This is a genomic window from Curtobacterium sp. MCBD17_019, assembly GCF_003234555.1.
GTDB lineage: Bacteria > Actinomycetota > Actinomycetes > Actinomycetales > Microbacteriaceae > Curtobacterium.
Genome location: NZ_QKTT01000011.1, coordinates 86,294 through 100,340, shown reverse-complemented (window position 1 = coordinate 100,340; position 14,047 = coordinate 86,294). Strand labels below are relative to the sequence as shown.

Here is a 14,047-nt window from a genome sequence, read left to right as displayed (position 1 = left end):
ACATTCCGCAACCGCTGCCACAGCAAACAGCGACTGCTCCGTCAGAATATAACGAGGTGGTAACGAGCGGTAGGTACCGGATCGTTGTTTCACTGCGAGTTCACCCAGAGCGCCCGATGCCGACGCCGGGAGCCCCCGCGGCCGTCAGAAGAGGTCGGGGGACGGCGTGGAGGCGTACCGCACGGCGACGTCCGCGTGCCGGTCGAACCGGTAGCCGACACCCCGGACCGTCCGCACGATCTCCTCGAAGGCACCGAGCTTCGAGCGGAGGCGTCGGACGTGCACGTCGATGGTCCGCTCGTTCGGCGTCTCGTCCTCGCCGTCCGCCCAGAGTCCCTCGATGATCGCCTGGCGGTCGACCGTCCGGCCCTCGCGGAGCACCAGGAACTGGAGGAGCTCGAATTCCTTGTAGGTCAGCGGTGCGGTCTCGCCGTCGAGCACGACCCGCTTGCGCGAGATGTCGATCACGACGCCGGTCTCCTCGGGCTCCGCGGGCGAGGTCTGCTTCCGCGCCGCGACCGCGGATCGGTCCTGCAGCGCGAGGCGCACGACCTCGACGTCGCGGCCCCCGGAGCCCTCGGCCGCCACCGCGACCGCCGCGTAGGTCTCGGCGGCGGGGGCGAGTTGGGCCGTCAGGGCCTTGAGCTGCTCGACGATGGCCGCGAGCGAGGTGCCGGCCGCAGCCGCCTTCGCCTCGTCGATCCCGACGTAGAGGGCGAATCCGCGTGCCTCCGTGCCCTCGGGCAGGGCGCGGCTCCGGGCGGGAGCGACGACGGGACTCGTCGGGACGTCCTCGGCAGCGGGCGCAGGCCGTGCGGCACGGGCGGGCAGGGCGGTGCCGGCAGCGGGGGTACGCACGGGCGCAGCAGCGCGGGCGTGCTGGGCCGCGGGGAGAGCCGGCCCGGCATGGGTCGGCGCGGCAGCGCTGGCGAGCGCGGTGTCGGCGGTGGTGTGTCGCGGGCGATCGATGGTGAGTGACATGGGAGTCCTCCTGGCTGTGGCGCTCGGAGCGCCGGTGCGTCGAATGCGTCCTCGGTCGCGGCGGCCGCGCTGCCCGGACCCCGGCGAGGGGGTTCGAGGGCGGGACGGACCGAGGGGAGCGGGTGCCTCCGCGTCGACGATCACGATGGTCGTCGGCGCCGGATCCCGGGGACCGCACACAGGACGGGGTCGCCGTCGGGGTGGGTCCGGCTGGAACGGGTGCCGGTCAGGCACACATTCGACAACACATGACCGCCATGCCCGGCATCATCATGCCGGCAGTCCCCTGGACCTCGATGAGGACGCGGGTGGACGAGGAAACAGTCATGGGGCGAGTATCGGCGGTATACCAGGGGGCTGTCAACTGTCCCGGCGGACGTGCGGACGTGCGCCCGCGCGACGCCAGCGCCGACCGAGCCTGCGAGGGCGGTGGAAGGGGCTACTCGGCGAGTCCGCGCGCTGGAGCTGAGGCGGCGCGCCAGCGCCGCGCGACGCCAGCGTCGACCGAGCCTGCGAGGGCGGTGGAAGGGGCTACTCGGCGAGTCCGCGCGCTGGAGCTGAGGCGGCGCGCCAGCGCCGCGCGACGCCAGCGTCGACCGAGCCTGCGAGGGCGGTGGAAGGGGCTACTCGGCGAGTCCGCGCGCTGGAGCTGAGGCGGCGCGCCAGCGCCGCGCGACGCCAGCGTCGACCGAGCCTGCGAGGGCGGTGGAAGGGGCTACTCGGCGAGTCCGTACAACCGGTCGCCCGCGTCGCCGAGTCCGGGCACGATGTACCCGCGGTCGTCGAGTCGCTCGTCGAGGGCACCGAGGACGATCGTGACGTCCTTGCCCGCGGTGGCCTCTTCGACCGCGGCGAGCCCTTCGGGCGCGGCGAGGATGCAGACGGCGGTGACGTCCACGGCGCCCCGGTCGAACAGGAACTCGATCGCGGCCGTCAGGGAGCCACCGGTCGCGAGCATCGGGTCGAGGACGAAGCACTGCCGGTTCGACAGGTCCTCGGGCAGGCGCTCGGCGTACGTCTGGGGCTCGAGGGTCTCCTCGTTGCGCGCCATGCCGAGGAACCCGACCTCGGCCGTCGGCACGAGCTTGACCATGCCCTCGAGCATCCCGAGGCCCGCTCGGAGGATCGGCACGACGAGCGGACGCGGCTTGGCGATGGCGACGCCGACGGTGTTCGCGACGGGGGTCTCGATCGCGGTCGCGGTCACTCGCACGTTGCGCGTCGCCTCGTACGCGAGGAGCGTCACGAGCTCCTCGGTCAGAGCGCGGAACGTCGGTGCGGGCGTCGTGCGGTCGCGGAGCACCGACAACTTGTGCGTGATGAGCGGGTGGTCGGCGACGTGGACTCGCATACGCTCAAGGGTACCGGCCACGGAGGCGCCACCGCGGCGGACGAGGAGGGCGAGTGGAGCACCGGCAGCACGGACCCGGGCCGGTCGGCCCCGGACCCTCGGGCATCGGCGGCGGAGCGGACCGGGGCGAGCACCCGGCGGCCCGGCCGTGGGTGGCCGCGATGGAACGGGCGCTCGACGAGGCCCGCGCGTGTCTCGCGACGGGGGACGTCCCGGTCGGCGCGGTCGTGCTCGACGCGACCGGTGCGGTGGTCGCCACGGGGCGCAACGAACGGGAGGCCCGACAGGATCCGACCGCGCACGCCGAGGTGCTCGCACTCCGCGCCGCCGCGGCACGCACGGGGGACTGGCACCTCGAGCAGCACACCCTCGTCGTCACGCTCGAGCCGTGCCCGATGTGCGCCGGCGCCGTGCTCGCCGCTCGGGTACCCCGGATCGTGTTCGGCGCGTGGGATCCGAAGGCGGGTGCGTCGGGCAGCGTCTACGACATCGCGCGCGATCGACGACTCCCACACCGGGCCGAGGTCGTCGGCGGTGTGCTCGAACAGCCCTGTGCCGCGATGCTCGACACGTTCTTCGCCGCGAGACGCTGAGGCCGCTCGACGGCCGGACGCGCCTCAGTGCCAGAACACGGCGATGAGCACGTTGACGATCGCCAGCGCTCCGGTCGTGTGGAAGAACGGCAGCGCCGCCTTCGGTCCGGCCGTCCCCGCGTCGGCCCGGCGCTGCCGCGACCGCGCCACGAACGCCGTCGTGAGGGCGATCAGCGCGATGACGAGCTTGACCCCGAGCTTGACGTGGTTCGACCCGCCGTGGGTGGTCGCGTCGATGATGCCCATGAGTGCCAGACCGGTCACGAGCTGCGTCACGAGGCCGATGACGAGCCATTGGGTCTCGATGTGCTCCTTGCGCCGGACCTGCGCGAGGAAGGCGCCGATCACGGCGGCGAGACCGATGAAGTGGAGAGCCAGGAACACGTTCTGCAACACGGACATGCTCCGATCGTGGCGGAGGCCCGGCCGGCTCCGCCACGAAGGCGTGCCTTCCCTGTGGACGGTCGCTCGGCCTCCCGACCGGGGGAGGACGCGTCAGTCGGCCGCGCGGATGATGATCGCCTCGGTCGGCGGCCGCGGGGCGTCGTGCCGGACGTCGGGCTCGATGTAGATGACCCGGGCGACGGGCACGACGGACCGGACCCGGGCCTCCAGGGCGTCGATGCCCGCCGCGACGTCCCCCAGGCGACGGTCCCCGTCCACCGCGACCTTCGCCGCCACCATGAGCTCGTCCGGGCCGAGGTACAGGGTCTTCATGTGGATGATCGAGTCGACCTCCGGGCCGTCGAGGATCGCCCGCTTGATCGCCTGCAGGTCCGCGGGCGTCGCCCCCTCGCCGAGCAGGAGGCTCTTCGTCTCGACACCGAGCACGACCGCGACGGCGACGAGCAGGAGGGCGATGAGGATCGTGCCGATCGCGTCGAAGACGCCGTTGCCGGTGAGCGCCGTCAGACCGACGCCGAGGAACGCGAACACGAGCCCGGTGAGCGCCGCCGTGTCCTCGAGCATGACGACCGGGAGTTCGGGTGCCTTGGCCCGACGGATGTACTGCACCAGGGACTGGTCCCCGCGGTCGGACCGGGCCTCCCGCAACGCCGTGCGGAGCGAGAAGCCCTCGAGCAGGATGGAGATCGCGAGCACCGCCAGCGGGAGCCACCAGGTCTCCAGGGGGTGCGGGTGCTCGAGCTTCTCGATGCCCTCGTACAGCGAGAACACGCCGCCGATCGAGAACAGGATGATCGACACGACGAAGGCGTACACGTACCGTTCGCGGCCGTAGCCGAACGGGTGTTCCTCGTCCGCCGCCCGCTTCGACCGTCGGCCGCCGATGATGAGCAGGACCTGGTTGACCGAGTCGGCGAGGGAGTGGACGCCCTCGGCGAGCATCGACGCCGATCCGCTGATCGCGGCCGCGATGAACTTGACCACGGCGATGCCGACGTTCGCGCCGAGGGCCGCGACGATCGCCCTGTTGCCTCCGGATGCGCTCATGGTGCCCAGCCCTGCTCTCGTTCCTGTGCGGTCGGTCAGATCCTAGGATGGCCGGATGGTCCTCGATCTGCCACGTACCGCGATGCTCGGCGTCGGATCCATGTCGGGAGCGGTCCTGGACGGCCTGGTCGCCGCAGGCGTCCCCGCGGATCGCTTCGCCGTCACCAACCGGTCGGAGCCGTCCGCCGAGGCGCTCCGCGTCCGGGGCCTCGACGCCGTCGCCGTGGAGACCGACCCGGAGGCGAACCGGCGCGCCGTGCGCGGGGCGGGGCTCGTCGTCGTCGGGGTCAAGCCGTTCCTCGTCGCCGACCTGCTACGCGAGGTGCGGGCCGACCTCGAGCCGGACGCGGTGGTGGTGAGTGTCGCCGTCGGGGTGACGAGTGTGACGATGGAGTCCCTGGTGCCGGAGGGCGTGCGGGTCGTCCGGGCGCTGCCGAACACCCCCGTGCGCGTCGGCCGCGGTGTCACCGGGGTCAGCGGGGGCAGTCGCGCCGACGCGACGGCGGTCGCGCTCGCTTCGTCCCTCTTCGCGGTCTCGGGCGATGTGCTCGAGGTCCCCGAGGCCCAGCTCGACGCCCTCAGCGCGGTGTCCGGGTCCGGGCCCGCCTACGTGTTCCTGCTCGTCGAACAGTGGCGGCGTGCGGCCGAGTCGCTCGGGTTCGACCGCGAGCAGGCGCGGGTCATGGTCGAGGGCACGCTCCGCGGCGCGGTCGAGCTCCTCGCCACGTCGGACGACGGCCCCGAGGCCCTCCGGCGCGCGGTGACGAGTCCGAAGGGCACGACCGAGCGGGCGATCGCGGTCCTCGAGGACGCGGACCTCGAGGGGACCCTCCGCCGTGCCGCCGATGCCGCCATCGCCCGAGCCGCGGAGCTCGCCGCGCTCTGACGCACGCGCCCTGGGGCACCCCGAGGGCGTCCGGATGGCCCTCGCCGCGCGCGCCCCGTTACCCTGAGCGCATGCCCGACATCTTCGGCGTGATCGCGGACCCCACGCGGCGCCGACTGCTCGCAACCCTGCTCGAGGAGTACGGCGCGGCCGGGTCCGTCGGCGAACTCAGCGTGGGTGCGCTCGTCACGCGCCTCGGGATCAGTCAACCGACGGTGTCGAAACACCTCCGGGTGCTCCGCGACGCCGGCCTGGTGCGCACGCGCGACGAGGGCCAGCACCGCTACTACCGCCTCGACCCGGAGCCCCTCGTCGGCGTCGAGGAATGGCTCGCACCGTTCACCGGTGTCGTCGCTGCCGAGGAGGTCCCGGCGACCACGGCGTGGACTCCCGACGGCCGCCCCGTGTCGGTGCGCCGCGGCGCCGCGGGACGGTCTCGGGTGGACGTCGGCACCGAACTCGGACGGGTGATGGCCGAGGCGTCCTTCCGCGCCACGACGGCGATCTCGGGGGCGCAGACGGGCTGGGAGCGCGTGGTCGACCCGGTGCGGCGTCGGCTCCAGCGGCGTGCCGGCGAGGACGACGACTGACCCCCGTTCCCGGGGCAGCGGGCGGGCTGGACACCGCGCCACGGCCGCCCCTATGGTTGCCAGAGACCACGCAGGTCACACCATGGTCCGGAGGCGCCGGGCCCCTCCTGAAGGCAGAGCATGGCCGGCAACTTCGACGACGTGCGGTTCCTCACGGTCGCTGAGGTCGCCGAGATGATGCGCGTCTCGAAGATGACGGTCTACCGCATGGTGCACGCGGGGGAGCTCCCCGCCATCCGCTTCGGCCGGTCGTTCCGGGTCCCGGAGTCCGCCGTCGCGGAGATGCTCCGCGGTGGTGTCGCCGACGTCGGTTGAGCGCGCCACGCCCACGCCGTTCGACAACACCGGTCGGCTCCGGTAATGTCGCACGAGGTATTTTTCCGCGGTCTCCGACCCGGTGTCCACATCAGCCGTAGGAGGGCCGTATGGGTTCTGTCATCAAGAAGCGCCGCAAGCGCATGGCGAAGAAGAAGCACCGCAAGCTGCTGCGCAAGACGCGCCACCAGCGTCGCAACAAGAAGTAGGTCCTACCGGACCTGCTCACCACGAGAGCCCCGACCGATCACCGGCCGGGGCTTCGTCGTCTCCGCACTACGCTGGACGGGTGCCCACCGTGACGCTCCTGACCAAGCCCGGATGCCACCTGTGCGACGACGCCCGTCCGATCGTCCGCTCCGTGCTCGACGCCCACCCCGACGTCGTGTTCGAGGAGCGGGACATCCTCCAGGACGACGCCCTGCGCGAGGAGTACGCGGAGGACATCCCCGTGGTCATCGTCGACGGCCGGGTCCACAGCACCTGGCGCGTCGACGCCGAGCGGTTCGAGCGTGCGCTCGCCGCGGCCGAGGCCCGCGCGTGATCCACCACGTCGTCGCCTGGCGCTTGCGCGACGACGTCGTCCGTCACGAGGCGATCGCCCACATCCGCGCCGTGCTCGAAGGCCTCGACGGCGTCGTGCCGTCGATCCGCTCCATCCGCGTGGTCGACAACGTGGCGTACCCCGGCAGCAACGCGGACGTCGCGGTGGTCGCCACGTTCGACGACCTCGCCGGGCTCGAGGCCTACCAGGTCCACCCCGAGCACCAGGCCGCCGCCGACACCGTCCGCGGAATGGTCACGGGGCGGACCGCCATCGACTGGGAGGCCTGAGCCGCGCCTCCCGGCCGTCGCTGCCGCACACGCGGGAGGCGCTGCCCCGGTGGGGAGCAGCGCCTCCTGTCGTGCGGTCGGGAACCGCTACGGGAGCAGGCGGGTGGGACCGCGGAACAGGTACGTGACCTCGCGGATCGACGACTGGCCGAGCATGAGCATGAGCACCCGGGCCAGGCCCATGCCGAAGCCACCGTGCGGGGGGACGCCGTAGCGGAAGAAGTCGAGGTACCACTCGAGCTCGGCGGGGTCCAGGCCCTTCTCGACCGCCTGCTGCGTCAGGACGTCGACGCGGTGCTCGCGCTGGGCGCCCGTGGAGATCTCGGTACCGTTGTAGATGAGGTCGTAGCTCTTCGTGAGCGTCGGGTCGTCCTCGTGACGCATGTGGTAGTACGGCCGGATCGTGGCGTCGTAGTCGGTGACGAACACGAAGTCCGAGCCGAACTGCTCCTTGGCGTACGCCGAGATCCGGCGCTCGCCCTCGGGGTCGAGGTCGCCGTCGGCGCGGGGGATATCGTAGCCGCCCTCCGCGACGATCCGGCGGGCCTCGGCGAGCGGGATGCGCGGGAACGGCGCGGTGGGGACCTGGAGCTCGAAGCCGAAGACCTCGCTGATCTCCACGCCGTACTTGGCCTGCACGGCGGTGATGCCGGCGACGAGGAGCTCCTCGTGCATGGCCATGACGTCCTCGTGGGACTCGACCCAACTCATCTCGGCGTCGACGCTGGTGAACTCCGTCGCGTGCCGGGAGGTGAACGACGGGTCGGCCCGGAACGCGTCCGCGATCTCGAACACCGCGCCGAATCCGGCTGGCTGCGCCATCTGCTTGAAGTTCTGCGGGCTCTGCGCCAGGTACGCCGTCGTGTCGAAGTACGGCAGCTCGAACAGCTCGGCGCGGGACTCGGACGCAGACGCCATGAGCTTCGGCGTGTGGATCTCGATGAAGTCGCGCTCGACCCAGTAGGTCCGGAACGCGTGCTCGAGGGTCGTCTGGATCCGGAACACGAGGTTCTGTTTGCGGTTCCGGAGGTCGAGGAACCGCCAGTCGAGGCGCTTGTCGAGCGAGGAGTCATCGGCGATCGGCGTCTCGGGGAGCGCGGCGGTCACGACGTCGAGGCGGTCGATCTTGACCTCGATGCCACCGAGCTTGACGCGCTCGTCGTGCTTGAGGGTGCCCTGGGCCACCAGGAAGGTCCCGTGCGCGAGCCCGGAGATCGTCTCGGTCGTGGTCAGCGCCGCACGTGCGCTGTCGTCGGCGTCGTCGTCGACGGCGCGGACGGCGGGATTGACGAGCTGGACGGCGCCCGTCTCGTCGCGCAGTACGACGAACTGCACCTTCTTCTGGTCACGGACGGTCTCGACCCATCCGCCAACGGTCACGGGACCGTCGGGGAGTGCGGCGAGGTCGGCGATGCGGGTGCGTTCGATCACGGGGGTCGAGTCTAGCGGGCGGCCCCCGTCCCGCGTCGGACGCCGTGGTGAGCGCTCACGCCCGCCCGTAAGGTGGTCGCCGATGACCTCCGCAGCTGTCCAGTCCGGTCCGTCGGCACCCGTCGCCCACTCCGTGCTGCAGGCGCTGCGGTCGCCGCGCTTGCTCACGCGCGAGGTGCTCGCTGGCGTCGTGACGGCGCTCGCCCTGATCCCCGAGGCGATCTCGTTCTCGATCGTCGCCGGGGTCGACCCGGCGGTCGGCCTGTTCTCGTCGTTCGTCATCGCGGTCGTGATCGCGTTCGTCGGCGGTCGTCCTGCCATGGTCTCCGCGGCGGCCGGATCCGTGGCGCTGGTCGTCGCGCCGCTCATCCGGGACCACGGCATCGCGTACCTCGTGCCGACGATCGTCCTCGGCGGTGTGTTCCAGCTCGTGCTCGGCTTCCTCGGCGTCGCTCGTCTCATGCGGTTCATCCCGCGGAGCGTCAACGTCGCGTTCGTCAACGCGCTCGCGATCCTCATCCTCACCGCACAGCTGCCGAACCTGTTCGGTCGTGGCGTGCCGTTCGTCGTCTGGCCGCTCACGGCGCTCGGCATCGCGATCATCATCGCGTTCCCGCTCCTGACGAAGGCGGTGCCCGCCCCGCTCATCGCGGTGATCGTGGTCACCGCGCTCACGTTGCTGTTCCACGTCGACGTCCCGACGGTCGGGGACAAGGGCGCGCTGCCGTCGTCGCTGCCGACCTTCGCCGGGATCCGTGTGCCGCTCGACCTCGAGACGCTGCGGATCATCGCCCCGACGGCCTTCGGCATGGCGGTCGTGGGGCTCATCGAGACCCTGCTCACCGCACAGCTCGTCGACGCGCTCACGGACACCCGGTCGAGCGGGTGGCGCGAGTCGTGGGGGCAGGGCATCGCCAACGTCGTCAGTGCGTTCTTCGGCGGCACGGGCGGCTGCGCGATGATCGGCCAGACGGTCATCAACGTGAAGACGGCCGGGGCCCGGACCCGCGTCTCGACCTTCGTCGCCGGCGTCTCGGTGCTCGTGCTGACGGTGACCCTGCGCGGGGTGGTCGCCGAGATCCCGATGGCGGCGCTCACCGCCGTCATGGTCATGGTGTGCGTCGCGACGTTCGACTGGCACAGCGTCCGTCCGCGGACCCTCCGCCGGATGCCGCTCGGGGAGACGGGCGTCATGGTGATCACGGTCGTGGTCGTCGTGTTCACCGACAACCTCGCCACCGGAGTGCTCATCGGCGTCGTCGTGTCCGCGCTCGTGTTCGCCCGGAGGGTCGCCCACGTCGTGTCCGTCGAGCGGGAGGTCCGTGGCGACCTCGTCCGCTACCGCGTGCACGGCGCGCTCTTCTTCGCCTCGTCGAGCGATCTGCCCACGCGGTTCTCGTACGCCGAGGACCCGGCACGGGTGGAGATCGACCTCGCCGGCGCCCAGGTGTGGGACGCGTCGACGGTCGCCGCGCTGGACGCGATCGAGCAGCGGTACGCGATGCACGGTGCGACCGTCGAGGTGGTGGGGCTCGACACCCGGTCGCTGCGGATCCACACGCGGTTGTCGGGCCACCTGTCCTGACGGGCCCGCCCGGGCCTCCCGGACGCCGCTGCTGAGCGGTTCCGCATACCCGTGCGGGAACTGGGTGGGAGGTGGACGCGCCGCCCGACCTACACTGGAGGCCATGCCCGCGACCCGCTTGCACCTCGTTCGTCACGGCGAGGTCCACAACCCTGATGGCGTCCTGTACGGACGCCTGCCGGGGTTCCGGCTGAGCGAGCTCGGCCGACGCATGGCCGAGGCCGCCGCGCGGTCGTTCGTCGACGCCGGTGTGGACGTCCGTGCGGTCGTCGCATCGCCCCTGCAGCGGACGCAGGAGTCGGCCGCGCCGTGGGCCGAGGCGTACGACCTCCACGTCCGGCTCGACGAGCGGCTCATCGAGCCGACGAACCGCTACGAGGGCCAGCCGCCCGGCTTCACGCGGCGGTCGGTCGCCCGGCCGACGGAGTGGCCGTGGATCGCCAACCCGTTGCGGCCGAGTTGGGGCGAGGCCTACGCGTCGATCGCGAACCGCATGACGGCCGCGCTCGAGACCGCGTGGGGGAGCATCGACGGGGGTGACGTCGTCCTCGTGAGCCACCAGCTCCCGATCTGGACGGTGCACCGCCGGCTGGCCGGCGAGCACCTCTGGCACGACCCGCGTGCCCGTCGGTGCGCGCTGTCGAGCATCACGAGCGTGGAACGCCGTGGCGGGCGCTTCGTCGAGGTCGGCTACGCCGATCCCGCGGGTCCGCTCCGGGCCGGAGCCGTCGACATGGGAGCAGTGTGATCACCACCAGCACGACCGTCCAACCGCGGCGCCGTTCGACCCGCGCCCGCCTCGCCGTCGCGATCACCGGTGCCGTCGTCGCGGCCCTCGCGCTCGCAGGCTGCTCGTCGAGCTCGAACGACCAGTTGACGAACCAGTACGGCAAGGGCACCACGCAGAACTACATCTCCGGCGACGGTGCGGTGACCGAGGTCGCCGCCGACAAGCGGAGCGCGCCCGTGACCTTCTCGGCCACCACCGACGACGGCGACCACGTGTCGAGTGCCGCGCTCAAGGGCAAGGTCGTCGTCCTCAACTTCTGGTACGCCGGGTGCCCGCCCTGTCGCGCCGAGGCGAAGTACCTCAACCAGTCGTACGGGACGTTCCAGGGCAAGGACGTCGCGTTCGTCGGGGTCAACGTGCGCGACCGGAAGCCGACCGCCCAGGCGTTCGAGCGCACCTTCCGGACGGCGTACGGCTCGGTCCTCGACGCCGACCACGGGACCATGCAGCTCGCCCTCTCGGGCACGATCGCCCCGAACTCCGTCCCCACCACGATCGTGCTCGACAAGCAGGGACGCGTCGCCGCGCGCGTCCTCGGTGCGGTCGACTCGTCGAGCATCATCGACACCCTCGTGAGCGACGAGCTCAACGGGAACGCCTGACCCGTGACCGGCGGCAACCCCTTCTCCGACGCGATCCTCAGCGGTCAGATGGCCGTCGCACTGCCCGTCGCGGCGCTCGCCGGGTTGGTGTCGTTCCTGTCGCCCTGCGTGCTGCCGCTCGTGCCCGGGTACCTCGGCTACGTCGGTGGCGTCACCGAGGTCGGGCGACGTCGTGGCCGCGTCCTGCTCGGCGTCCTGTTCTTCGTGCTCGGGTTCACGGTCGTCTTCGTCGCGTACACGACCGTGTTCGGCGCGCTCGGCTTCTGGCTCGTGCGCTGGCGCGACCTCATCACCCAGGTGCTCGGGGTCGCCGTCATCGCCATGGGGTTGGTGTTCGTCGGCCGGTTCACGTTCCTGCAGCGCACCGTCAAGCCGTCCTGGTCGCCCGCCACGGGCCTCGTCGGGGCGCCGCTGCTCGGCGTCGTGTTCGGCCTCGGCTGGACCCCGTGCCTCGGCCCGACGCTCGCCGCGATCAACCTGCTCAGCGTGCAGGCCGGCAGCGCGTGGCAGGGCATGTGGCTCGGCGTCGCCTACTGCATCGGACTCGGCATCCCGTTCCTGCTCGTCGCGCTCGGCGCCGGGTGGGCGTCGAGCGCCCTCCGCACGGTCCGGCGCCACATCCGCCTCGTCAACGTCATCGGAGGAGCGATCCTGATCGTCATCGGTCTGCTCATGGTCACCGGACTCTGGTCGGCCATCATGTCGAGCGTCGGGGCGGTGATCCAGAGCTATGTCCCGCTCGTCTGACACCCGGGAGGACCGGATCGCCGCAGCGGTTCCGGTCACGGACCGCACGTCCACGGCTGCCTCCGCCGGCATGGACGAGGCCGACGGCACGACGATCGTCGGCGATCCGATGCGCCCGTCCGACCACGTCGACGCCGCCCCCACGTCGGGCGGCACCGGTGGTGGCGGTACCGGCGGCGGTGGCGGTGGGGGCGGCGACGACGGCGGGGTGAACCAGCCCGCGCTGTCGTTCCTCGGCTACGTCCGGTTCTTCTGGCGCCAGCTGACGAGCATGCGCACGGCGCTGTTCCTGCTCATGCTGCTCGCGCTCGCCGCGATCCCCGGGTCGCTCGTGCCACAGCGCACGGCCGACCCGAACGGCGTGACGCAGTACCAGGTCGACCACCCGACGTTGTACCCGGTCCTCGACAAGCTGCAGGTGTTCGACACCTACACCTCGGTGTGGTTCTCCGCGATCTACCTCCTGCTGTTCGTGTCCCTGATCGGCTGCATCATCCCGCGGACACGCCACCACTGGCAGGCCCTCCGGACCCGCCCGCCCCGCACGCCGGTCCGCCTCGGGCGCCTCGCCGGGTACCAGCGCATCGCGGTCGACCCGACCACGGTCACGGGTGGGGGGTCCGCGACGGGCCCGGCTCCGGCCCTCCCGACCGCCGAGACCGCCGTGACGAGCGCGATGACGCTCCTCAAGCGGTCCGGCTACCGGGTGGAGCGCTTCGGTGACTCGGTGAGCGCCGAGCGCGGCTACCTGCGCGAGACCGGGAACCTCGTGTTCCACACCGCGCTCGTCGGTGTCCTGCTCGCGGTCGGCATCGGTGGTGGGTTCAGCTACACGGGGCAGCGGCTCCTCGTCGAGGGCCAGACGTTCTCGAACGTGCTCGGCTCGTACGACTCGTTCAACCCGGGGCGCTGGTTCAGCCAGTCGCAGCTGCACGGCTACAACCTGACGCTCGACGACTTCACGACGACGTACGAGCAGAAGAACCTCAACGCGCTCGGTCAGGCGACGGACTACAAGGCCGTCGTGACCGCCCGGACCAAGGGCGGTGCGGCGACCAAGCGCACCATCAAGGTGAACGACCCGTTGTCGATCGGCGGGACGAACGTGTACCTGCTCGGCAACGGGTACGCGATGGACGTCACCGTGCGCGACGGCGACGGGCACGTGGCGTTCGAGGACGTGGTCCCGTTCCTGCCGCAGGACACGAACTACACCTCGCTCGGCGTGGTCAAGGTCCCGGACGCGCAGCCGGACCAGCTCGGCATGGTCGGGTTCTTCTACCCCACCGCGGTCAAGCAGGCGACGGGCGCCTACACGTCGAACTACCCGGACACCGAGAACCCGCTGCTGAGCCTGCAGGTCTACACGGGCGACCTCGGCCTCGACGACGGCGTCCCGCGCTCCGTGTACCAGCTCTCGACGAAGGGGCTGCGGCAGATCGCGGGGACGACGGCGGCGCACGGCGCGATCGAGCTCGAGCCGGGCCAGACGAAGCGACTGCCCGACGGCACCGGCTCGATCACCTTCAACGGCGTCAAGCGGTACGTCTCGCTCGACGTCCACCACGACGCCTCGCAGCTGTGGGTCGCCGGGTTCGCGATCCTCGCGGTCGCCGGACTCCTCACCTCGCTGTTCGTGCCGCGTCGGCGGGTGTGGGTCAAGGCCGTCGGCCGCCCCGGCGAGGACGGCTTCGACCTCGAGTACGCCGGTCTGGCGCGCGGCGAGGACCCGAACCTCGAGCGCGCGGTGGACGAGATCGCCGAGCGGCACACGGCCGGACTCGGGGTGGCGCCGACGGCGGCGGCCTCGCTGACCTGACGCGCGCTGGCGTCCCGATCGGGACGCCGGCGGTGCGGGTCGTGCTCGGCCCGTACCGGCGCACGGGCGGG

The 14,047-nt window shown here is 71.7% G+C and carries 17 protein-coding genes; 12 read left to right on the top strand and 5 right to left on the bottom strand.

What is annotated here, in order from left to right:
- Positions 1–144: 144 nt before the first annotated feature.
- The gene (locus DEI82_RS11500) at positions 145–981 is read right to left on the bottom strand and encodes a winged helix-turn-helix domain-containing protein (protein WP_111036827.1); all 837 of its coding nucleotides are present in this window, start codon (positions 979–981) and stop codon (positions 145–147) included.
- A gap of 715 nt (positions 982–1,696) precedes the next feature.
- Positions 1,697–2,332 (bottom strand): uracil phosphoribosyltransferase, encoded by a 636-nt coding sequence (gene upp, locus DEI82_RS11495; protein WP_111009408.1) that lies wholly within the window; start codon positions 2,330–2,332, stop codon positions 1,697–1,699.
- Positions 2,333–2,493: 161 nt separating this feature from the next.
- Here upp and DEI82_RS11490 point away from each other — a divergent pair, with 161 nt between their 5' ends.
- Positions 2,494–2,925 carry a nucleoside deaminase gene (locus tag DEI82_RS11490; protein WP_111009606.1) on the top strand — a complete coding sequence of 144 codons (432 nt, stop codon included), beginning with the start codon at positions 2,494–2,496 and terminating at the stop codon, positions 2,923–2,925.
- 24 nt (positions 2,926–2,949) lie between these two features.
- Here the strand turns inward: DEI82_RS11490 and DEI82_RS11485 are convergent, their stop codons facing one another.
- Together DEI82_RS11485 and DEI82_RS11480 are read right to left on the bottom strand one after the other, a co-directional pair.
- Entirely contained in the window at positions 2,950–3,327 is a 378-nt protein-coding gene (locus DEI82_RS11485) for a hypothetical protein (RefSeq protein WP_111013558.1), read from the bottom strand.
- Between the two features lie 93 nt (positions 3,328–3,420).
- Positions 3,421–4,377: a cation diffusion facilitator family transporter gene (locus DEI82_RS11480; RefSeq protein ID WP_111036826.1), complete on the bottom strand. Its 957-nt coding sequence runs from the start codon at positions 4,375–4,377 to the stop codon at positions 3,421–3,423.
- 55 nt (positions 4,378–4,432) lie between these two features.
- Here DEI82_RS11480 and proC point away from each other — a divergent pair, with 55 nt between their 5' ends.
- From proC to DEI82_RS16240, 6 genes are all read left to right on the top strand, one after another.
- Positions 4,433–5,263: a pyrroline-5-carboxylate reductase gene (gene proC, locus DEI82_RS11475; protein WP_111036825.1), complete on the top strand. Its 831-nt coding sequence runs from the start codon at positions 4,433–4,435 to the stop codon at positions 5,261–5,263.
- A 71-nt stretch (positions 5,264–5,334) separates the two neighbouring features.
- A complete protein-coding gene (locus DEI82_RS16615; protein WP_111009412.1) occupies positions 5,335–5,853 on the top strand; it encodes a helix-turn-helix transcriptional regulator in 519 nt (172 codons plus the stop codon).
- Between the two features lie 120 nt (positions 5,854–5,973).
- Positions 5,974–6,168 (top strand): helix-turn-helix domain-containing protein, encoded by a 195-nt coding sequence (locus tag DEI82_RS11465; RefSeq protein ID WP_111009413.1) that lies wholly within the window; start codon positions 5,974–5,976, stop codon positions 6,166–6,168.
- A gap of 110 nt (positions 6,169–6,278) precedes the next feature.
- Complete coding sequence (locus DEI82_RS11460; protein ID WP_003792170.1) at positions 6,279–6,377, top strand: 30S ribosomal protein bS22; 99 nt, start codon at positions 6,279–6,281, stop codon at positions 6,375–6,377.
- Positions 6,378–6,457: 80 nt separating this feature from the next.
- Positions 6,458–6,712 (top strand): glutaredoxin family protein, encoded by a 255-nt coding sequence (locus DEI82_RS16245; protein WP_111009414.1) that lies wholly within the window; start codon positions 6,458–6,460, stop codon positions 6,710–6,712.
- Positions 6,709–7,002, top strand: coding sequence for a Dabb family protein (locus tag DEI82_RS16240; protein ID WP_181434852.1), 294 nt, complete (start codon positions 6,709–6,711; stop codon positions 7,000–7,002). Before DEI82_RS16245 ends, DEI82_RS16240 begins: the two co-directional genes overlap by 4 nt.
- An 87-nt stretch (positions 7,003–7,089) precedes the next feature.
- Here DEI82_RS16240 and aspS read toward each other — a convergent pair whose 3' ends face one another.
- A complete protein-coding gene (aspS, locus tag DEI82_RS11445) occupies positions 7,090–8,433 on the bottom strand; it encodes an aspartate--tRNA(Asn) ligase (protein ID WP_111036824.1) in 1,344 nt (447 codons plus the stop codon).
- Positions 8,434–8,515: 82 nt separating this feature from the next.
- Here aspS and DEI82_RS11440 point away from each other — a divergent pair, with 82 nt between their 5' ends.
- The 5 genes from DEI82_RS11440 to DEI82_RS11420 all read left to right on the top strand — a co-directional run bounded on the left by DEI82_RS11440 (position 8,516) and on the right by DEI82_RS11420 (position 13,976).
- The gene (locus DEI82_RS11440) at positions 8,516–10,018 is read left to right on the top strand and encodes a SulP family inorganic anion transporter (protein ID WP_111036823.1); all 1,503 of its coding nucleotides are present in this window, start codon (positions 8,516–8,518) and stop codon (positions 10,016–10,018) included.
- A 103-nt stretch (positions 10,019–10,121) separates the two neighbouring features.
- Positions 10,122–10,766, top strand: a complete 645-nt coding sequence (locus DEI82_RS11435; protein WP_111036822.1) for a histidine phosphatase family protein — start codon at positions 10,122–10,124, stop codon at positions 10,764–10,766.
- Positions 10,763–11,410, top strand: coding sequence for a TlpA disulfide reductase family protein (locus DEI82_RS11430; protein WP_258368505.1), 648 nt, complete (start codon positions 10,763–10,765; stop codon positions 11,408–11,410). The genes DEI82_RS11435 and DEI82_RS11430 overlap by 4 nt, the downstream gene beginning before the upstream one ends.
- A gap of 48 nt (positions 11,411–11,458) precedes the next feature.
- Positions 11,459–12,157: a cytochrome c biogenesis CcdA family protein gene (locus DEI82_RS11425; RefSeq protein WP_111036864.1), complete on the top strand. Its 699-nt coding sequence runs from the start codon at positions 11,459–11,461 to the stop codon at positions 12,155–12,157.
- 70 nt (positions 12,158–12,227) lie between these two features.
- On the top strand, positions 12,228–13,976 hold the full coding sequence (locus DEI82_RS11420; RefSeq protein ID WP_375334629.1) for a cytochrome c biogenesis protein ResB: 1,749 nt from the start codon (positions 12,228–12,230) through the stop codon (positions 13,974–13,976).
- The last annotated feature ends 71 nt before the right edge of the window (positions 13,977–14,047 follow it).

Bases quoted from the DNA above. Each gene is read 5' to 3' on its own strand.
- DEI82_RS11500 (WP_111036827.1), bottom strand. From the start codon at position 981: ATGTCACTCACCATCGATCGCCCGCGACACACCACCGCCGACACCGCG.
- upp (WP_111009408.1), bottom strand. From the start codon at position 2,332: ATGCGAGTCCACGTCGCCGACCACCCGCTCATCACGCACAAGTTGTCG.
- DEI82_RS11490 (WP_111009606.1), top strand. From the start codon at position 2,494: ATGGAACGGGCGCTCGACGAGGCCCGCGCGTGTCTCGCGACGGGGGAC.
- DEI82_RS11485 (WP_111013558.1), bottom strand. From the start codon at position 3,327: ATGTCCGTGTTGCAGAACGTGTTCCTGGCTCTCCACTTCATCGGTCTC.
- DEI82_RS11480 (WP_111036826.1), bottom strand. From the start codon at position 4,377: ATGAGCGCATCCGGAGGCAACAGGGCGATCGTCGCGGCCCTCGGCGCG.
- proC (WP_111036825.1), top strand. From the start codon at position 4,433: ATGGTCCTCGATCTGCCACGTACCGCGATGCTCGGCGTCGGATCCATG.
- DEI82_RS16615 (WP_111009412.1), top strand. From the start codon at position 5,335: ATGCCCGACATCTTCGGCGTGATCGCGGACCCCACGCGGCGCCGACTG.
- DEI82_RS11465 (WP_111009413.1), top strand. From the start codon at position 5,974: ATGGCCGGCAACTTCGACGACGTGCGGTTCCTCACGGTCGCTGAGGTC.
- DEI82_RS11460 (WP_003792170.1), top strand. From the start codon at position 6,279: ATGGGTTCTGTCATCAAGAAGCGCCGCAAGCGCATGGCGAAGAAGAAG.
- DEI82_RS11440 (WP_111036823.1), top strand. From the start codon at position 8,516: ATGACCTCCGCAGCTGTCCAGTCCGGTCCGTCGGCACCCGTCGCCCAC.
- DEI82_RS11435 (WP_111036822.1), top strand. From the start codon at position 10,122: ATGCCCGCGACCCGCTTGCACCTCGTTCGTCACGGCGAGGTCCACAAC.
- DEI82_RS11425 (WP_111036864.1), top strand. From the start codon at position 11,459: ATGGCCGTCGCACTGCCCGTCGCGGCGCTCGCCGGGTTGGTGTCGTTC.
- DEI82_RS11420 (WP_375334629.1), top strand. From the start codon at position 12,228: ATGGACGAGGCCGACGGCACGACGATCGTCGGCGATCCGATGCGCCCG.